A 17,230-nucleotide genomic window follows, 5' to 3' on the forward strand; every position below is an offset into this window, starting at 1 on the left:
GGGGGAGATATAACATGACGACAGAACTGCACGAGGCAGGGCCGCGTCTGAAATCGGATTCGGATTTTTGGAGAGATCCATATCTGTTTTACGATAAACTGCGGTCCGTTCATCCTGTATATAAAGGAACCGTTTTAAAGCATCCGGGATGGTATGTCACCGGATATGAAGAAGCGGCGGCGATTTTGAGGGACGCGGTATTTAAAAACCGCGTTCCTCTCCCTGAAGCCTCTACAAAATATGAACAACTTCACGAATTGCAGCGGAATATGATGCTGTTTCAAAATGAGTCTGGCCATAAGCGGATGCGGACGATTGTCGGCAAAGAATTCATGCCGCAGAAGACGGCATCTTTCCGTCCTGTTATAGAAGAAATCGTCCATGAATTGCTCGATCAGCTTGAAAACAAGAAGATGGCGGACATGGTATCCGAATTCGCCTTTCCTTTGGCAAGCCTTATCATTGCCGACATGCTCGGCGTCCCCGCAGAGGAGAGATATCAATTCAGGCAATGGACGGCGGATCTCATTCAAACGATCGATTTGACCCGCACACGAAAGGTGCTGGCAAAAGGCGGGGATACCGTTGCCAAGCTGACGGCGTATTTTAAAGATTTGATTGAAAAGCGAAAAGCTCATCCTTCTCAAGACCTGATCAGCACATTCGCCGGTCATGAGCAGCTCGCCGAAGATGAAGTTCTTGCGACGTGCATTCTGCTTGTGATTGCCGGGCACGAGACGACGGTCAACCTTTTGACGAACGGATTGTTTTTGCTCATGAACCATCCCGGCCAGCTCAGCGCGCTGAAAGAAAATCCGCTGCTGATTGAGTCAGCCGTTGAAGAATGCCTGCGCTATGAAAGTCCGACACAGCTGACAGCGCGCACCGCGTCAGAGGACTGTGAAATCAACGGGAAGATCATCAAAAAAGGAGAGCACGTATACATCCTTTTAGGCGCCGCCAACCGCGATCCGAAGAAATTTCAAAATCCGCATGTATTTGACATCACGAGAAAACCGAATCCGCACCTTGCCTTTGGAGCCGGTGCACACGTATGTTTAGGCTCGGCATTGGCGCGGCTCGAAGCGCAAATTGCCATTCCCGTATTGTTGGAGCGGCTGCCTAAGTTGAAGCTTGCTTCAACAGACGTTCCATTTCGCAGGTTAATCGGCTTTAGATCGCTGGCCGAGCTGCCTGTCATCCTCAATTAAAGACAAAAAAGGGCTGGCTTACAGGTGCCGGCCCTTTTTAATCTTTCTTTTCATTTTGCGTGATATAGGTTTCCAGAAGCGCTTTTAATTCTTTAACCTCCGCGCGCAGTTCTTTGATTTCTTTTGTATCCTCTTTCAGCTCGCCTGTCTCATCTTCTATTTCCTGAGAAATTTTTTGTGCATTATTCACGATTTCCCCGACGATCAAGTTGATCATAATGAAAGTCGCAATGATGATAAATGAAACGAAATAGAGCCATGACCAGCCGCTCTCGGCAAAAATCGGCCTGAATATGCCGCTTGCCCACGATTCGAGCGTAAAGGTTTGGAACAGTGTCAGAAGGCTGAGCTGCAGGTTGCCGAAGTATTCCGGCGCGATAGCAGAAAAGAACATCGTACCGATGACGGCGTACACATAAAAAATGATGCTCATCAGAATAATGACGCTGCTGATAGTCGGAATCGCCATAAACAGCGCATTGACGATCCTTCTTAATGAGGGAACGGAAGTGATCGTCCGCAGCACCCGCAGCACCCGGAAGATACGGAGAACGCTGACGAAATTCGTATTGTAAAGAATCAAACTGCCGGCGACGATTACGAAGTCAAAAACGTTCCAGTTGTTTTTAAAAAAGTGCTGTTTTTGAACGAATAGTTTAAGAGATAGTTCGATGACAAATATCGTTAAAAACAAACAATCCACAATAAAAAATACTTTTTGATAAGGTTTAAAGAAAGCGTAAGTTTCCAAACCGATCGAGATGGCATTCAACACAATGACCGTCGTTATGAATGACTGAAACAGCCGGCTTTCAATCAATGCCGAAACTTTACTTTGAACTGAAAATCGATTTTGATGAGTGTTCACTCTGATTATTTGTCCTCCTGTTTAGTTGTCCATTTCTATGATACGTTACAGCAGCAGGATGATGTCAAGTCAGTTCTTTTTTTTGTATCGAAAAAACTTAACGTTTACGTAAAAGTATAATAGTAGTATAATAGAAAAGAAGAAAAATCTCGGGGGGATATGGACGTGGAGTGGATGAAGATTGATCAAATGGCCAAGCGAAGCGGCCTGACGAAAAGAACGATCCGCTTTTACGAAGAAATCGGTCTGCTTTCTTCACCGAAGCGGACGGAAGGCGGTGTCCGTCTTTACTCTGAAGACGATCTTGAAGAGCTTGAAAGAGTGATCAGCGCGAAGGAAGTGCTGGGATTCTCGCTGCAGGAGCTCCAGCAGTTCATGGAAACGGGCAAGCACTTGGAGATGAATAAAGAAGGATACCTTTTATCGCTGGACAAACGGGAACGAAAAGACAAGCTCGAAGACATTCAGAGGATGCTGAATGAACAGATGAGAATGATTGATGAAAAAATTGAGAAATTTCAATCATTCAAGAAGCGCTTGGAGGCTATGCAGGCAAAAGCCGAGAATGCGCTTGAATTAATTGATTAAACAAGAAAAACGCTATTTTTATAGCGTTTCTTTATTTGCAAAGAAAGGTTTGATAGATCATGAATGAACAACCACCTGAGAACTCAAGTATGTTTAAACAGCCAAAAGCGGTCTGGGCCGTGGCCTTTGCCTGCGTGATCTCGTTTATGGGGATCGGGCTTGTCGATCCGATTCTGCCGGCGATTGCGCGGCAGCTGCATGCTTCCCCCAGCCAAGTTTCGCTTTTATTTACAAGCTATCTGCTAGTCACAGGTTTCGCCATGCTTTTATCAGGCGCCGTATCGAGCCGGATTGGGGCAAAGCTGACGTTAATCAGCGGCTTGATCCTGATCATCGTTTTTGCAGGCTTGGGCGGGCTTTCGCATTCCATTTCTCAGCTCGTCGGCTTTCGCGGCGGCTGGGGACTCGGAAACGCCATGTTTATCTCAACTGCGCTTGCCGTCATTGTCAGCGTGGCATCTGGCGGGAGCGCAAAAGCCATTATTTTGTATGAGGCGGCTTTGGGATTGGGCATTTCGGTTGGACCGCTTGCCGGTGGAGAGCTTGGCACAATATCGTGGAGAGCGCCGTTTTTCGGCGTATCGGTTTTAATGGCGGCCGCTCTTTTGGCCATCTTTTTTCTTTTGCCGCCTGTCCAAAAGCCGCGGAAGAAAATTTCCGTCAGCGCGCCGATCAAAGCGCTTCGTTATAAAGGGCTATTGACGCTTTCAGGCGCCGCATTCTTATATAACTTCGGTTTCTTCACCCTGCTTGCATATTCGCCGTTTGTTCTTGACTTAAATGAACGGGGCCTCGGCTACGTCTTTTTCGGCTGGGGGCTGTTTCTTGCGATCACTTCCGTTTTCATCGCTCCGGCCGTACAGCGGATCTTTGGAACCGTCCGCTCGCTGATCTTTCTGTTTATGCTGTTTGCAGCTGATTTGCTCGCGATCGGGATTTGGACGGAGCACATGGCGCTCGTCATCGGGGCGATCATCATAGCCGGAGGGATTCTGGGCATGATCAATACAATTTTGACAACAGCGGTGATGGAAGCTGCGCCTGTCGAACGGTCTGTCGCTTCATCTGCCTACAGCTCCATCCGGTTCATCGGCGGGGCCATTGCGCCTTGGATCGCCGGTGTGTTAGCCGATCATTTTACTGCGCATACTCCCTATTTTGCAGGATGCATCGCCGTGCTTGCCGGCATGGCTGTTTTGACTGGAGGCCGCCGTTATTTGGCAGGCATCAAAGCCGGTCATTAATGAAAACAGCGTGTCGAGAAACCCTCGCATTCGTTGTCAGGCCTGCGCGTCGGTGCTCACGAATAGAGGAAGGATCGGCGACTAACCGCCCAGGCGTCCTGCCTGAACGTCGCCGTCATCACCTCCTGTGAAAGTCCGCTCCGATGCTCGGCCTTCCTAGACTGCAAAGGTTTTCAATCACGCAGAAAGGATGACAAAATCCCAAAACAAAAAGCCGTTTTGGGATTTTGTCAACAATCTGAAAGCTTGTTTCCCTAAAAGGAAACAAGCTTTTTTTGTTTATAAAACTTTCGTTGTCCATGACTCGCAATTCCATGTTTCTGTCGCGATGTCCATATAGAATTCAGGTTCGTGAGAGATGAGCAGGACGGAGCCTTTGTATTCTTTCAAAGCTCTTTTTAATTCTTCTTTTGCTTCAACATCAAGGTGGTTTGTCGGTTCATCGAGTACAAGCAGGTTCGTTTCCGAATTGATAAGCTTGCATAGTCTGACTTTTGCTTTTTCCCCGCCGCTTAATACGGATACCCTGCTTTCGATATGCTTTGTCGTCAGTCCGCACTTCGCCAGAGCCGCGCGGATTTCGTACTGTGTAAAGGACGGAAAGTCGTTCCACACTTCTTCTATGCATGTGTTGTTGTTGGTCTCTTTGACTTCCTGCTCGAAATAGCCGATATGAAGGTGTTCGCCGCGTTCGACTTCTCCCGACAGTGGTGAAATTTCACCCAGAAGGCTTTTCAGCAATGTCGTTTTTCCGATGCCGTTGGCTCCGTACAGAGCGATCTTTTGGCCCCGCTCCATTCTCAAGTTCAGCGGACGGGACAGCGGCTCATCATAGCCGATGACGAGCTCTTTCGTTTCAAAAATCAGCTTTCCGGATGTTCTTGCTTGTTTAAAATGAAATTCAGGCTTCGGTTTTTCCGAAGGGAGCTCGATCATATCCATTTTATCGAGCTTTTTTTGCCGGGACATCGCCATATTTCTTGTGCTGACGCGCGCTTTGTTGCGGGCGACGAAATCTTTCAGCTCCGAAATCTCCTGCTGCTGTTTCTTGTAGGCTGCTTCAAGCTGCTGTTTTTTCACTTCGTATACTTCGCGGAATTGGTTGTAGTCGCCGACATAGCGGGTCAGCTCCTGGTTTTCCACATGGTAGATCAAATTGATGACGCTGTTTAAAAACGGAATGTCGTGAGAAATCAAAATAAAGGCGTTCTCGTACTCCTGCAAATAGCGTTTCAGCCATTCGATATGCTGTTCGTCCAGATAGTTTGTCGGCTCATCGAGCAGCAGGATGTCGGGCTTTTCCAAGAGCAGTTTGGCAAGCAGCACCTTTGTCCGCTGGCCGCCGCTCAAATCCGCGACATCCCTGTCAAGGCCGAGATCGTTAAGCCCGAGGCCGCGGGCGATTTCTTCAACTTTTGCGTCAATCGCGTAAAAGTCGTTGTTGGTCAGGGCGTCCTGGATCGTTCCGACTTCTTCGAGAAGCTTTTCAAGCTCATCGGGGTCAGCCTCGCCCATTTTTGTGTAGATGGCATTCATTTCTTCTTCCATCGCAAATAAATAATGGAAAGCGTTTCTGAGCACGTCGCGGATTGTTTGTCCGCGCTCAAGTGATGTATGCTGGTCAAGATAGCCGACCCGGACCTTTTTGGACCATTCCACTTTTCCTTCGTCAGGCTCAAGTTTGCCTGTAATGATATTCATGAAGGTCGATTTTCCCTCGCCGTTTGCTCCGATGAGACCGACATGTTCCCCTTTCAGCAAGCGAAAGGATATATCATGAAAGATCGCCCGGTCCCCAAAACCGTGGCTCAGCTTTGTGACTGTAAGTAAACTCATGTTTTGCACCTCAAAAAATATAATCTGTATTCTATAAGATTATATCGAACTCAGAGGGAACAATAAAAGAAAAATTGCGCAGCCGCTTTTGTTTTGAGATACTAGGAGCAGAATCAACCTGATAAAAGGAGAAAAACATGACAGAAAGATGGCCATTTTTAAATAAAGCAAAACCGTTTATTCAAGAAAACTGGAAGGCATCGGGCTTTCAAGAGCCGACGAGTGTCCAAAAAAATGCAGTCGATCTGATTTTGGACGGGCGTGACGTGATCGCCGAGTCGCCGACTGGAACAGGCAAAACGCTCGCTTACGTCCTGCCGATTCTGGAAAAGCTGGAGGCGGATCAAAAGAACGTGCAAGCTGTGATTTTGGCTCCGTCCCGCGAGCTTGTCATGCAGATTTTTGATGTGATCGTCGAATGGAAAAAAGGATCGGATATCAGAGCCGCTTCCCTGATCGGCGGCGCCAATGTTAAAAAGCAGCTGGAAAAGCTGAAAAAACACCCGCACATCATTGCGGGCACACCTGGACGCGTATTTGAGCTGATTAAAATGAAAAAACTGAAAATGCATGAAGTGAAGACGATCGTCCTTGACGAAACCGATCATCTGCTTACGCCGGAGCATCGCGGGACGATACAAAGCATCATCAAATCGACGCTCCGCGACAGGCAGCTCCTCTGTTTTTCGGCGACTTTAAAAGACGACGCCGAACGCGAGCTCCGCGGTATGACGACAGAAGCGGAAGTTCTCAGGATCAAGAGGTCGAAAGAAGAATCTGCAAAAATCAAACACCAATTTCTCGTATGCGACCAGCGGGATAAGGTGAAGATCCTGCAAAAATTCTCGCGGCTTCCAGGTATGCAGGCGCTCGTCTTTGTCAAAGACATCGGCAACTTAAACGTGTATGCCGAAAAGCTCAAATTTCATCATGTCGACATCGGCGTCCTTCACAGCGAGGCAAAAAAAATCGAGCGCGCCAAAATATTGCAGGCATTTGAAGCAGGTGAATTCACACTGCTTCTCGCGACCGATATCGCAGCGCGCGGAATCGACATCGAAGATCTCCCTTATGTCATCCACGCCGATTTGCCAAACATTGAAGGCTATATCCACCGGTCGGGAAGGACGGGAAGAGCGGGGAATGAAGGAACCGTGATCAGCCTTGTCAACCGCATTGAAGAGGAAAGGCTGAAAAAGCTGGCGAAGAAGCTTGAAATCCCGCTTCAGCGGATCGTGTATGAAAGAGGACGGATTATTGAAAGATAAGAAAGAGGCCTGCTGCCGGCAGGCCTCTTTTTTATATGAATGCTCAGGCATTGTCGGAATCGGCGACTTTGATCAGCTGTTTGCCGAGGTTTTTTCCTTCAAACAAGCCTAAAAATGCCTCAGGTATCCGCTCGAAACCTTCTGTTATCGTTTCCTCATATTGAAGCTGCCCGCTTTTGACCCATTCGGCGAGCTGTTTGGTTCCTTCAGGAAAGCGGTCCCTGTAATCGTTGACGACAAATCCTTTCATCAGGGCGCTTGTTTTAATTAAGGCCGTTTGTACACGCGGCCCCATATCATCTTCTGCGCTTTTGACGTTATAAGAAGAAATCGCCCCACAAACCGGAATTCGTGCAAACTTATTGAGCAGGGGGAAGACAGCATCTGAAATCGTGCCTCCGACGTTGTCAAAGTAAACATCGACACCGTCCGGACAAGCTTGTTCAAGCGCGGAGGCCATATTTTCCGTTGTTTTATAATTGATTGCTTCATCAAAACCGAGCTTTTCTTTTAAGTATGCCGTTTTTTCGTCAGAGCCTGCAATACCGACGACTCTCGCCCCTTTAATTTTGGCAATTTGTCCGACGGCGGAGCCGACTGCTCCGGCGGCCCCGGAGACAACAACCGTTTCACCGGCTTTTGGCTGTCCGATGTCCAAAAGTCCGAAATAAGCCGTCAAACCGGTCATGCCGAGAATCCCAAGAAAAGCGGTAACAGGCGCGAGGGACGGATCGATTTTCTGCAGATTGTCTTCGCGAACCGCTGAATACTCCTGCCAGCCCAAGCGGCCCAAAACAATGTCCCCTTTTTTGAGCTTGTCTCCTTTTGCAGATATCACTTCGCCGATCACGCCTCCGGTGATTACTTTATCAAGCGGAAATGGCTCGACATAGGATTTCGTGTCCTGCATTCTTCCCCTCATATAAGGGTCCACTGAGACATAAAGCGTTTTTACAAGCACTTCACCGTTTTTTGCTTCCGGAATTTCCGTTTCTTTTATGCGAAAATCGTCCATAACAGGTATGCCCTGCGGACGTCTTGCGAGTTCAATTTGTTTTTGCGACATAATGATTCCTCCTTTTACTTATAACTTACCACGTAAAAAAGAGGTTTAGCAAAAGATCAGCGGGTTGCATGAAAGGTTTTTTTCAGCACAGAATCGGGCAGAAAAAGATGAAAAACATCAGCATTTCTTTCATTTAAAAGATATTGATTGGCATTTTCTCTCGAAAATTGAAACATGTCTTTTGTGATAAAAGGAAGCAATGACAGGAGATATGAAGAGAGGAGGTCTTCGGTGCTGCTTGCCGTTCTCCTTTCTTCCGGATCGCCGATGTTCATGATGATTGAAAAGACGTAATCGATATTAATGCCGAATCGTCTGGCGGCAAAAGATTCAAATCGATGAGTATCAACTTCTTGATGACCTTCCCTTGAAAAAATCTGCTTGACCAAATCGCTAATGATCCATGCGTTATATTGCTGTTCCGGTGAAAAATAATACACGCTTCAATCACCCCATCTCAAAGCCTTGTCTATTTGTAATGTACCTGAATTGGCAATCCTTTCAAACGTTTTATCTGAAAATTTATAACAATTGTAACATTGAAATGAAAATGTCATGACAGAGCATTCATCCGTTTAGCCGCGCAAACAAAGGGTAAGTGTTAAATACAACATGAAAAAAGGGAGGAGATTCATATGAAACCAGTAGTAAGACAATATACTAATGATGAAAAACTGATGAAGGATGTTGAGGAACTCAGGGAAATCGGAGTTGCAAGAGAAGATATTTACGTTCTGTCACATGATGACGACCGTACTGAAAGACTTGCGGACAACGCGGATGCCAATACGATCGGAGCCGAAGAGACAGGCCTTAAAAATGCCGTGGGCAATATCTTCAACAAAAAAGGGGACGAACTTCGCAATAAAATTCATGAGATCGGCTTTTCAAAACAGGAAGCAGAACAATTCGAGAAGCAGCTTGATGAAGGAAAAGTCCTCCTCTTTGTCACGGATCATGAAAGAGTGAAATCCTGGGTATAAATTGAAACTGCCGACAAGGTCGGCAGTTTTTTTAATAAAATAAAATTTGAATGATAGCACGAAAGGAGTAGAATAATAAACAAAAGCGATATGAATAGGAGGAAAAGGTTTTGGCTAAAGAAAAAGATGCAGAACAAAAATCGGCATTGAACATCATTCCTCTTGCGGTCACGATTTTAGTCGGAGCGGTGATTTGGTTTATTCCGTCGCCCGCCGGATTGGACCCGAAAGCATGGCACTTATTTGCAATCTTTGTGGCAACGATTATCGGCTTTATTTCAAAACCGCTGCCGATGGGGGCAATCGCCGTATTCGCATTGGCGGTCACGGCGCTGACCGGAACGCTGTCGATTGAAGAAACGCTCAGCGGTTTTGGAAACAAGACGATTTGGCTGATCGTCATTGCCTTTTTTATTTCACGGGGATTCATTAAAACCGGTTTAGGTGCGCGAATCGCCTATTTATTTGTGCGGATGTTTGGCAAAAAAACACTCGGACTCTCGTATTCACTTCTTGTCAGCGATTTGATTTTGTCGCCGGCGATCCCGAGTAATACCGCACGGGCCGGGGGAATTATTTTTCCGATTATCCGTTCGTTATCCGAAACTTTTCAGTCAACGCCCAAGGACGGCACGGAACGGCGCATTGGCGCTTTCTTGCTGAAGGTGGGCTTTCAGGGGAACTTGATCACTTCAGCGATGTTCTTAACGGCTATGGCGGCAAACCCGCTGATTGCCAAACTTGCCCATGATGTGGCAGGTGTGAATCTGACCTGGACAAGCTGGGCTGTGGCGGCCATCGTCCCGGGACTTGTCAGCTTGATCATCACCCCGCTTGTCATTTATAAACTGTATCCGCCTGAGGTGAAAGAAACACCTGATGCGGCGAAAATCGCAACAGAGAAGCTGAAAGAAATGGGCCCGTTCAAAAAATCGGAACTCTCGATGGTCGCGGTCTTTTTGCTCGTCCTTTTTTTATGGATTTTCGGCGGAAACCTGAAAATTGACGCAACGACAACGGCATTGATCGGTTTAGCCGTCCTGCTTTTGACACAGGTTCTGACGTGGGACGATATTAAGAAAGAGCAAGGCGCATGGGATACGCTGACATGGTTTGCCGCGCTCGTCATGCTGGCGAGCTTCTTGAATGAACTCGGCATGGTCGGCTGGTTCAGCGATGCGATGAAATCGTATGTTTCAGGATTCTCCTGGGTCAGCGCATTTCTCATTTTAATTGCGGTTTACTATTATTCGCATTATTTCTTTGCGAGTGCAACCGCTCATATCAGCGCGATGTACTCGGCCTTTCTCGCCGTGATTATCGCTGCAGGCGCTCCGCCGCTCCTCGCAGCATTAAGCCTTGCGTTTTTCAGCAACCTTTTTGCTTCGACGACACACTACGGAGCTGGAGCGGCACCCGTCTTTTTCGGGGCCGGCTATATCCCGCAAAGCAAATGGTGGTCAATCGGCTTTATCCTGTCGATTGTTCATATTGTGACATGGCTTGTTGTCGGAGGGCTATGGTGGAAATTGTTGGGTATATGGTAAAATGAAGGGCAGGAGAGATCCTGTCCTTTTTTATGTTTATTTTGAAGCAGTTGATTTGAAATTCCACAATTTATGGTCGAAAAAGTGTGCATTTCAGTCAGTTATAACTGGTATGCACTGAACGATGGTGACGTAAGGGGGATATTAATGTTTTGGTCAGTTAATTTAATGCTACTCGGTTTCATGTGCGCAATCGTCTACTTTTTGTACGACATTGTGAAGAATCGAGAAAAAACAAGTTTTTTTAGAAAAATGGTGTTTGCCAGTTTTATTGTTTATTTGAGCATCGTTTATCACTATACGATAGGCGGAATCAACATTCCGCCGCAGCCGGCATACGCTCAAATGAACATTCAGCTCATTCCGTTTTATTTTGTCGCTGAATGGGTGCAAATGCATCAGCAGAGCGGGTTTGATTGGTTTTTTTGGAATTCTGTCAAGCTTACATTTTTTAATGTTTTATTGCTCATTCCTTTAGGTGTGTATCTTTCCGTTCTATGGAGGAAAATTCCGCTGAAAAAAGCGGCGGTTTTTGTTTTTTTGACAAGCTTTTTGATTGAGAGTCTCCAGCTTGTGCTATCTGTGACTGGATTCATAATGGCGAGAACCTTTAATGTGGATGATTTAATTTTAAATACGGCCGGCGGTGTAATCGGTTTCTGCCTGACGTCTTTCATGTTCAGAGCTAAAGGATCAGGTTCCCGCCGAAAAGATCTGCATTTTTGAAGAAGTGCGAAAGATGGTTCCCGCCAGGGCAATCATCTTTTTTAGTTAAAATTGAAAGCTCAGGTTCTTGAATCGGTGCATGCCTGTGCCGTGTTTTGCCAGCCCGTGTTTCTTTAAGTGCAGTGCCGCATGCCCGGCTTCCTGCAAAATGTCAGGGTTAAGACCGAGCTGATGATGCCCGCCGAAAACCTTTTTCACGCGCCCGATAGCCGAGATTTTTTCAAGTGACTGAATCAATTGGACCGGATCAGTCGTCGGGTAGAATGCATAGATGGGGGCTCCGGTATACAGCAGGTCGCCGGTAAACAAGTAGCCTGACGCCGGATCAAAGATACAGATATGCCCCGGGGAGTGTCCGGGCGTATGATAAATAACGAGCGGCCTTGAATCGCAGCCGACTGTGTCGCCGTCTTGCAGCGTTACCGACGGTTCACCTCTGAACGGGGTGTATGTTTCAGCGGAAAAGCCGGCCGGTACAGGTTTAGTGATATCTCGAGAGACATCGCGGCGAATGTGCTCGATCGGAAGCCCTTTGATTCCATCCGTCAGCCAGTCTTTCTCGGCTTCATGAACGTAAATGCGCTGATATTCACCGTGGCTTCCGATGTGATCCCAATGGACATGGGTTGTGATGACGCTGACCGGCAGATCGGTCAGACTATCCGTTACCGTCTTCATGCTGCCGATACCAAGACCTGTATCAATTAAAACGGCTTCCTTCGCCCCAATCAGCAAGTAAGAGTGCACATTTTCCCAATGCCCGTATTCGCTGATCGCATATGTGGATTCATCAAGCTCTGTTACAGTAAACCATTGACCATCTCCCATTGGTTTGTCCCTCCTTCATTTTTTCAAAGGTGCTTATCCATGCATATCCTCAAGTCAAATGTGCAAAGTAATAAAATATATGATAAGTGAGTGTGGTGAACATAATGAGTGATCCTTACATGCCTTTGACATCCATCAACAGCGGGGTCCTGGAAGAGTATGCCGAAGGCGTATTCGGTTTGACGGTGCAAATCGTCAATGTGTATTTTATTTTCGATCCCGATTCGCGGGAAGCCGTTTTAATCGATGCCGGAATGCCCAAGTCCGCTCCATTTATTTTAAGAGAGGCAAAGGAGCGGTTCGGCGATTTTAGCCTAAAAGCAATCGTTTTGACGCACGGACATTTCGACCATGTCGGCGCTTTGGAAGGTCTTCTCGAAACATGGCCGGTTCCGGTTTACGCCCATGAGAAAGAAATGCCTTATTTAACGGGAAAAGCCGATTATCCGCCTGCCAAACCGCAAGTAAAAAGCGGGCTGGTTGCAAAGATGTCTCCGTTGTTTCCGAGGCACTCAATCAACATTTCGTCCCATGTAAAGCAGCTTTCTGAAGATGGTTCGCTTCCGTTTCTTAAAGGGTGGAAATGGATTGAGACGCCGGGACATACACCGGGTCATGTTTCGCTTTTCCGGCAGTCGGACAGAACTTTGATCGCAGGAGACGCCGTTACAACTGTTGAGCAGGAGTCTCTATTTGAAGTGGCGATTCAAAAGCAGGAGCTGAACGGACCGCCGGCTTATTTCACAATGGACTGGACAAAAGCGGCAGAATCGGTTCGGAAGCTGGCAGGATTAAAACCGGCTGCATTGTTGACAGGACACGGTGTACCGATGAAAGGAAGCGATTTTTCTGAAGAGCTCCTTGATCTGTCAGACCGCTTGCCCGCTTCTGATTCGTAAAATGCCATATGCTGCCCTTAAAACATTCAGCCAGGCTGAATGTTTTTTTATAGGGAAAAACTAACTATTTACATGTGATGATGGCCATCCATCGTTCTATATTCCGGATGTTGATGTGTACCAAAGGAATCATTTTCTGAAATTTTAGACAAAAAAGGCTGATATTTCATTTATAATGCAGGTATGCCTGAAAGGAGCTGAGAAAAGATGAAAATTCAAAAAAGGGTCCAAGCTTTGCTGGCAGCTTCGGCAATGTTTGCAGGACTGATGCTGTCCGATGCGGTACACGCTGCGGAAACCCCTTACTATGGAAAGAACTATACTCAGCCAGAGCAAGTGTCATCATTATATCCGGAGCCGGAAGAACCATTCTCAACCCCTGCTTTTGTGAAAGAAGGGGAAGCCTTTACGACACAAGAAGAAATGATGAAGTTTATAACCAGTCTGACAAAGAAAAGCCCGAATGTCAAAATCGGGAATATCGGTTTTTCAATTGAAAAAAGAAATATTCCCGTGCTCTACTTCACAAAGGACAAGCAGATACGTTCCATATCAAAAAAACCGACCGTCTGGCTGCAAGGACAGATACACGGAAATGAGCCGGCAGCGGGAGAATCGGCCCTGGCGATGGCTGAAAAACTGGCTGGACCGTATGGCGACAAAGTGTTGGACAAGATCAATGTTATCGTCGTTCCGCGGGTCAATCCTGACGGCTCGTATCAGTTTAACAGACGGCTGGCGAGCGGAATCGACGGAAACAGGGATCATGTCAAGCTCGAATCTCCAGAAGTCCGCGCCATTCATCAAGAATTCAACAAGTATTCGCCTGAAGTCGTTATCGATGCCCATGAATACGGTGTCGGCCAAAACGAATTTCAAAGCATAGGCGAAAAAGGGTCATTAAAATACCATGATATTTTAATTTTATCAGGAAAAAATTTAAATATTCCCGAATCGATCAGGCATGCGTCTGACAGCCTTTATGTGAACGGTGTCAGAGCTAAACTTGATGAAAAAGGATTTTCTAATGATGCGTATTATACGTCAGGAAAAAGCAAGGACGGAAAAATCGAAATCTATGAAGGCGGTACAGAAGCGAGAATCGGGCGTAATGCATTCGCCCTCCAGCCTGCTCTTTCCTTCCTAGTGGAAAGCAGGGGGATAGACATCGGACGCGAAAATTTTGCAAGAAGAGTCGCGGCTCAGGTTGCTACGCATGAGACGATCATCGACACGACAGTGAAGCATGCAGCCGAGATCAAGCGCCTTGTCGCCAAAGAAAAATTAAAGCTGATAAAAAATGGTGCAAAAGTGAGCGATAAAGACCAAGTGGTCATCAACAGTGAGTTTGCAGGGCCGTATAAAGAAACGCTGAAAGTCGCTGATATCGCTTCAGGACAAGCAGTTGACGTTCCTGTCCAATATTACAGCGCTTCGGAAGCCGTCCCTGTGCTGTCAAGAACACGTCCGACCGCTTACCTTGTCCTTCCGGGCCATCAAGATATTGAGCAGAAGCTGAAGGATCAGGGATTAAAAAGCGTGACACTTCCTTTCAAACAAAAGCTCACCGCTGAAGCGTATGAGGTTTTATCGAAAGAAACATCGGGAGAATCTGAGGGCCGGCCTGTGATCAAGGTGGAAACGAAGCTTAAAAAACAGAAAAAAGAGTTTCCAAAAGGAACAAAAATCTATTTTACAGCACAGCCGCAAAGCAATTTGCTGTCGATTGCGCTTGAGCCGGAATCGGTTGACAGTTATGTAAGCACGGGTTACATCCCTTCTCAAACAGGCAAACAGCTGCCGGTTTACCGCTTCATGCTGAACACCAAAACGCTTAACATTAAGGAATAATCATCAGGCATCCGTCTTTGACGGATGCTTTTTAGCGGTTTTTTGTCTTTTCATACATAATGGTTTTAAACTGAGATTGAAACCTATACAATAAATATCAGTCTGAAATCTGGAAGGAGAGAATCCGGTTGGAATCATATGAAGAATTATGGAGGGAAGCCAAGACCTTCATCAAGCTCTGCTACGGGGAACTGTCGAAGTCCGAAGAAGAAACAAGGATGCGCTTACATAAAATAGACGAAGAAATCAGAGAAACCGGAAGCTATACACATACATTAGAAGAAATCGAACATGGCGCGAAAATGGCGTGGAGAAACAGCAGCCGCTGCATCGGCCGGCTGTTTTGGCACTCTCTTACTGTCATCGATCAAAGAGGCGTTCAAACCGAGGCAGAGGTGCGGGATGCGCTTTTTCGCCATATTCAGCTTGCGACAAACGAAGGGAAAATCAGGCCGTTCATTACGGTTTTCCCCCCGGAACAAAACGGACAAAAAAAAGTGTCCATTTGGAACCATCAGCTCATCAGGTATGCAGGGTATGAAACTGAGCAAGGTGTCATCGGCGATCCGGCGTCATTGGAACTGACAAAAGCGTGTGAAGCGCTCGGCTGGAAAGGCGAAGGTACGCCTTTTGACGTTTTGCCGCTTGTATTTCAAATAGATGGCTGTCCCCCTGTGTGGTATGAGCTGCCTCGTGAAATCGTCAAAGAGGTCCGGATTGAACATCCGGAGATCGAGGGCTTCAAAAGTTTGAGGCTGAAGTGGTACGGTGTGCCGATTATAGCCGATATGAAGCTCGAGGTCGGAGGGATTCATTATAATGCCGCCCCGTTTAACGGCTGGTATATGGGAACAGAAATCGGAGCACGCAACCTCGCGGATACAGACCGCTATAATGTGCTCGGAAAAGTGGCAACCATTATGGGACTTGACACGGAGCGGAATACTTCGCTGTGGAAAGACAAGGCGCTTGTTGAATTAAATACTGCGGTGCTTCACTCCTATAAAAAAGCCGGCGTCAGCATTGTTGACCACCATACTGCCGCAAGCCAATTCAAGCGGTTCGAGGAGCAGGAGGCTGAAGCGGGAAGGGAGCTTTCAGCAAGCTGGACGTGGCTGATTCCGCCGTTATCGCCAGCAGCGACCCATATCTTTCACAGCTATTATGAAAATAAAACGCTTAAACCGAATTACTTTTATCAGGAAAAGCCTTATTCGAACGATTGAGAGGACGAATAGACAATGAGAAAAATCTACTTGCTATGCAGCGTATTCGCTGTATGTTTAACGATGCTTACATATACAGAAACAGAAGCAAAAGCGGCCAAAATCGTACTCGGCTATACAACAGGGGAAGCAGCTTCCTATCAATCGCTGACGGCATACCATCACTATATCAATGCCGCAGCTCTCGACACCTACGCGTTTAATCAAAAAGGAGATATCATCGGAGACACTCCGAAAAAACAATTATCGTTTGCAAAGAAGAAACGCCTCAAGACGTGGGCGGTCATTTCAAACTACAACGAATCCATTCACGATTTTGACGGGAATCTGGCATCAACGGTCATGTCCGACAAAACGGCGCGGCAGCACTTTACAGAACAGCTTATTACGCTTGCGAAGAAGCAGTCGTTTACCGGAATTAATATTGATTTTGAAGCTGTAAAGCCGAACGAGAGAACTAAATACTCAAGCTTCATCCGTCATGTCGCAGCCGCTTTGAAAAAACACAAGATCAAAACGATGGTTTCGGTACCGGCGAAGAGTGCAGATGACCGAAAAGATGGATGGAGCTTGCCGTATGATTATGCGGAAATCGGAAAATCAGCTGACTATGTTCAAGTCATGACCTACGATGAACACGGGATCTGGAGCGAGCCGGGCTCTGTTGCCGGAATGAACTGGGTCAAAAGCTCATTAGCATATGCGGTGAAAACGATCAAAGCCGAAAAAGTCATTATGGGCATCCCCTCATACGGGAATGATTGGGATTTAACATCCCGAAAGAACAGCAAATTGAAGCAGTGGAACGACGTGAAGGCGCTTAAGAAAAAAGTGAAGGCTAAGCCTGTATATGATAAAAGATCGGGGTCGATGAGATTTTCTTATACAGATCAACACAAACACCGCCATGTCGTTTGGTATGAAGATGAAAAAACGATTGCGGCGAAAAGCCGCCTGGCCATGCGATATAAAATCGCAGGAGTTTCCGTCTACTCGATGGGACATGAATCGGCCTCTTTTTGGCAGGCGGTGCGGAAGGGAATAAAATAAAGGCTCCAATTCGGAGCCTTCTTTTTCATTTATTCTCAT

General features: G+C 46.7%; 16 protein-coding genes. 11 read left to right on the forward strand and 5 right to left on the reverse strand.

The annotated features are described in order from the left end of the window. Nucleotides 1-14 precede the first annotated feature (14 nt). Nucleotides 15-1,211, forward strand: a complete 1,197-nt coding sequence (locus MHB72_RS04065) for a cytochrome P450 (RefSeq protein WP_216921164.1) — start codon at nt 15-17, stop codon at nt 1,209-1,211. Between the two features lie 37 nt (nt 1,212-1,248). Here the strand turns inward: MHB72_RS04065 and MHB72_RS04070 are convergent, their stop codons facing one another. Then, nucleotides 1,249-2,079, reverse strand: coding sequence for an ion transporter (locus tag MHB72_RS04070; RefSeq protein WP_020450517.1), 831 nt, complete (start codon nt 2,077-2,079; stop codon nt 1,249-1,251). 165 nt (nt 2,080-2,244) lie between these two features. Between MHB72_RS04070 and MHB72_RS04075 the strand changes: the two genes are divergently transcribed. Both MHB72_RS04075 and MHB72_RS04080 read left to right on the forward strand, forming a co-directional pair. Further along, nucleotides 2,245-2,667, forward strand: a complete 423-nt coding sequence (locus MHB72_RS04075) for a MerR family transcriptional regulator (RefSeq protein ID WP_216921162.1) — start codon at nt 2,245-2,247, stop codon at nt 2,665-2,667. Between the two features lie 59 nt (nt 2,668-2,726). Continuing rightward, nucleotides 2,727-3,911 carry an MFS transporter gene (locus MHB72_RS04080; protein WP_020450519.1) on the forward strand — a complete coding sequence of 395 codons (1,185 nt, stop codon included), beginning with the start codon at nt 2,727-2,729 and terminating at the stop codon, nt 3,909-3,911. 279 nt (nt 3,912-4,190) lie between these two features. Here MHB72_RS04080 and MHB72_RS04085 read toward each other — a convergent pair whose 3' ends face one another. Continuing rightward, the gene (locus MHB72_RS04085) at nt 4,191-5,747 is read right to left on the reverse strand and encodes an ABC-F family ATP-binding cassette domain-containing protein (RefSeq protein WP_020450520.1); all 1,557 of its coding nucleotides are present in this window, start codon (nt 5,745-5,747) and stop codon (nt 4,191-4,193) included. Between the two features lie 137 nt (nt 5,748-5,884). Between MHB72_RS04085 and MHB72_RS04090 the strand changes: the two genes are divergently transcribed. Next, nucleotides 5,885-7,015, forward strand: coding sequence for a DEAD/DEAH box helicase (locus tag MHB72_RS04090; protein ID WP_216921160.1), 1,131 nt, complete (start codon nt 5,885-5,887; stop codon nt 7,013-7,015). 43 nt (nt 7,016-7,058) lie between these two features. Here the strand turns inward: MHB72_RS04090 and MHB72_RS04095 are convergent, their stop codons facing one another. Next, on the reverse strand, nt 7,059-8,087 hold the full coding sequence (locus MHB72_RS04095; protein ID WP_095292898.1) for an NADP-dependent oxidoreductase: 1,029 nt from the start codon (nt 8,085-8,087) through the stop codon (nt 7,059-7,061). Nucleotides 8,088-8,137: 50 nt separating this feature from the next. Next, the gene (locus MHB72_RS04100) at nt 8,138-8,521 is read right to left on the reverse strand and encodes a YfmB family protein (RefSeq protein WP_020450523.1); all 384 of its coding nucleotides are present in this window, start codon (nt 8,519-8,521) and stop codon (nt 8,138-8,140) included. Between the two features lie 195 nt (nt 8,522-8,716). Between MHB72_RS04100 and MHB72_RS04105 the strand changes: the two genes are divergently transcribed. The 3 genes from MHB72_RS04105 to MHB72_RS04115 all read left to right on the forward strand — a co-directional run bounded on the left by MHB72_RS04105 (nt 8,717) and on the right by MHB72_RS04115 (nt 11,337). Further along, nucleotides 8,717-9,064, forward strand: coding sequence for a general stress protein (locus MHB72_RS04105; RefSeq protein WP_020450524.1), 348 nt, complete (start codon nt 8,717-8,719; stop codon nt 9,062-9,064). A 110-nt stretch (nt 9,065-9,174) separates the two neighbouring features. Further along, nucleotides 9,175-10,611, forward strand: coding sequence for an anion permease (locus MHB72_RS04110; protein WP_039073282.1), 1,437 nt, complete (start codon nt 9,175-9,177; stop codon nt 10,609-10,611). A gap of 147 nt (nt 10,612-10,758) precedes the next feature. Beyond that, nucleotides 10,759-11,337 carry a VanZ family protein gene (locus MHB72_RS04115; protein ID WP_216921158.1) on the forward strand — a complete coding sequence of 193 codons (579 nt, stop codon included), beginning with the start codon at nt 10,759-10,761 and terminating at the stop codon, nt 11,335-11,337. A gap of 45 nt (nt 11,338-11,382) precedes the next feature. On the opposite strand, the gene MHB72_RS04120 is transcribed toward MHB72_RS04115, so the two are convergent. Continuing rightward, nucleotides 11,383-12,165: an MBL fold metallo-hydrolase gene (locus MHB72_RS04120; RefSeq protein WP_216921156.1), complete on the reverse strand. Its 783-nt coding sequence runs from the start codon at nt 12,163-12,165 to the stop codon at nt 11,383-11,385. A 104-nt stretch (nt 12,166-12,269) separates the two neighbouring features. Between MHB72_RS04120 and MHB72_RS04125 the strand changes: the two genes are divergently transcribed. The 4 genes from MHB72_RS04125 to MHB72_RS04140 all read left to right on the forward strand — a co-directional run bounded on the left by MHB72_RS04125 (nt 12,270) and on the right by MHB72_RS04140 (nt 17,191). Next, a complete protein-coding gene (locus tag MHB72_RS04125) occupies nt 12,270-13,064 on the forward strand; it encodes an MBL fold metallo-hydrolase (protein ID WP_216921154.1) in 795 nt (264 codons plus the stop codon). A 207-nt stretch (nt 13,065-13,271) separates the two neighbouring features. Beyond that, a complete protein-coding gene (locus tag MHB72_RS04130; RefSeq protein WP_216921152.1) occupies nt 13,272-14,915 on the forward strand; it encodes a M14 family metallopeptidase in 1,644 nt (547 codons plus the stop codon). Nucleotides 14,916-15,043: 128 nt separating this feature from the next. Further along, on the forward strand, nt 15,044-16,141 hold the full coding sequence (locus tag MHB72_RS04135) for a nitric oxide synthase oxygenase (RefSeq protein ID WP_216921150.1): 1,098 nt from the start codon (nt 15,044-15,046) through the stop codon (nt 16,139-16,141). 15 nt (nt 16,142-16,156) lie between these two features. Beyond that, nucleotides 16,157-17,191, forward strand: coding sequence for a glycosyl hydrolase family 18 protein (locus MHB72_RS04140; RefSeq protein WP_216921148.1), 1,035 nt, complete (start codon nt 16,157-16,159; stop codon nt 17,189-17,191). The last annotated feature ends 39 nt before the right edge of the window (nt 17,192-17,230 follow it).

The organism is Bacillus sp. FSL K6-1284 (genome assembly GCF_038002625.1).
Lineage (GTDB): Bacteria > Bacillota > Bacilli > Bacillales > Bacillaceae > Bacillus > Bacillus paralicheniformis.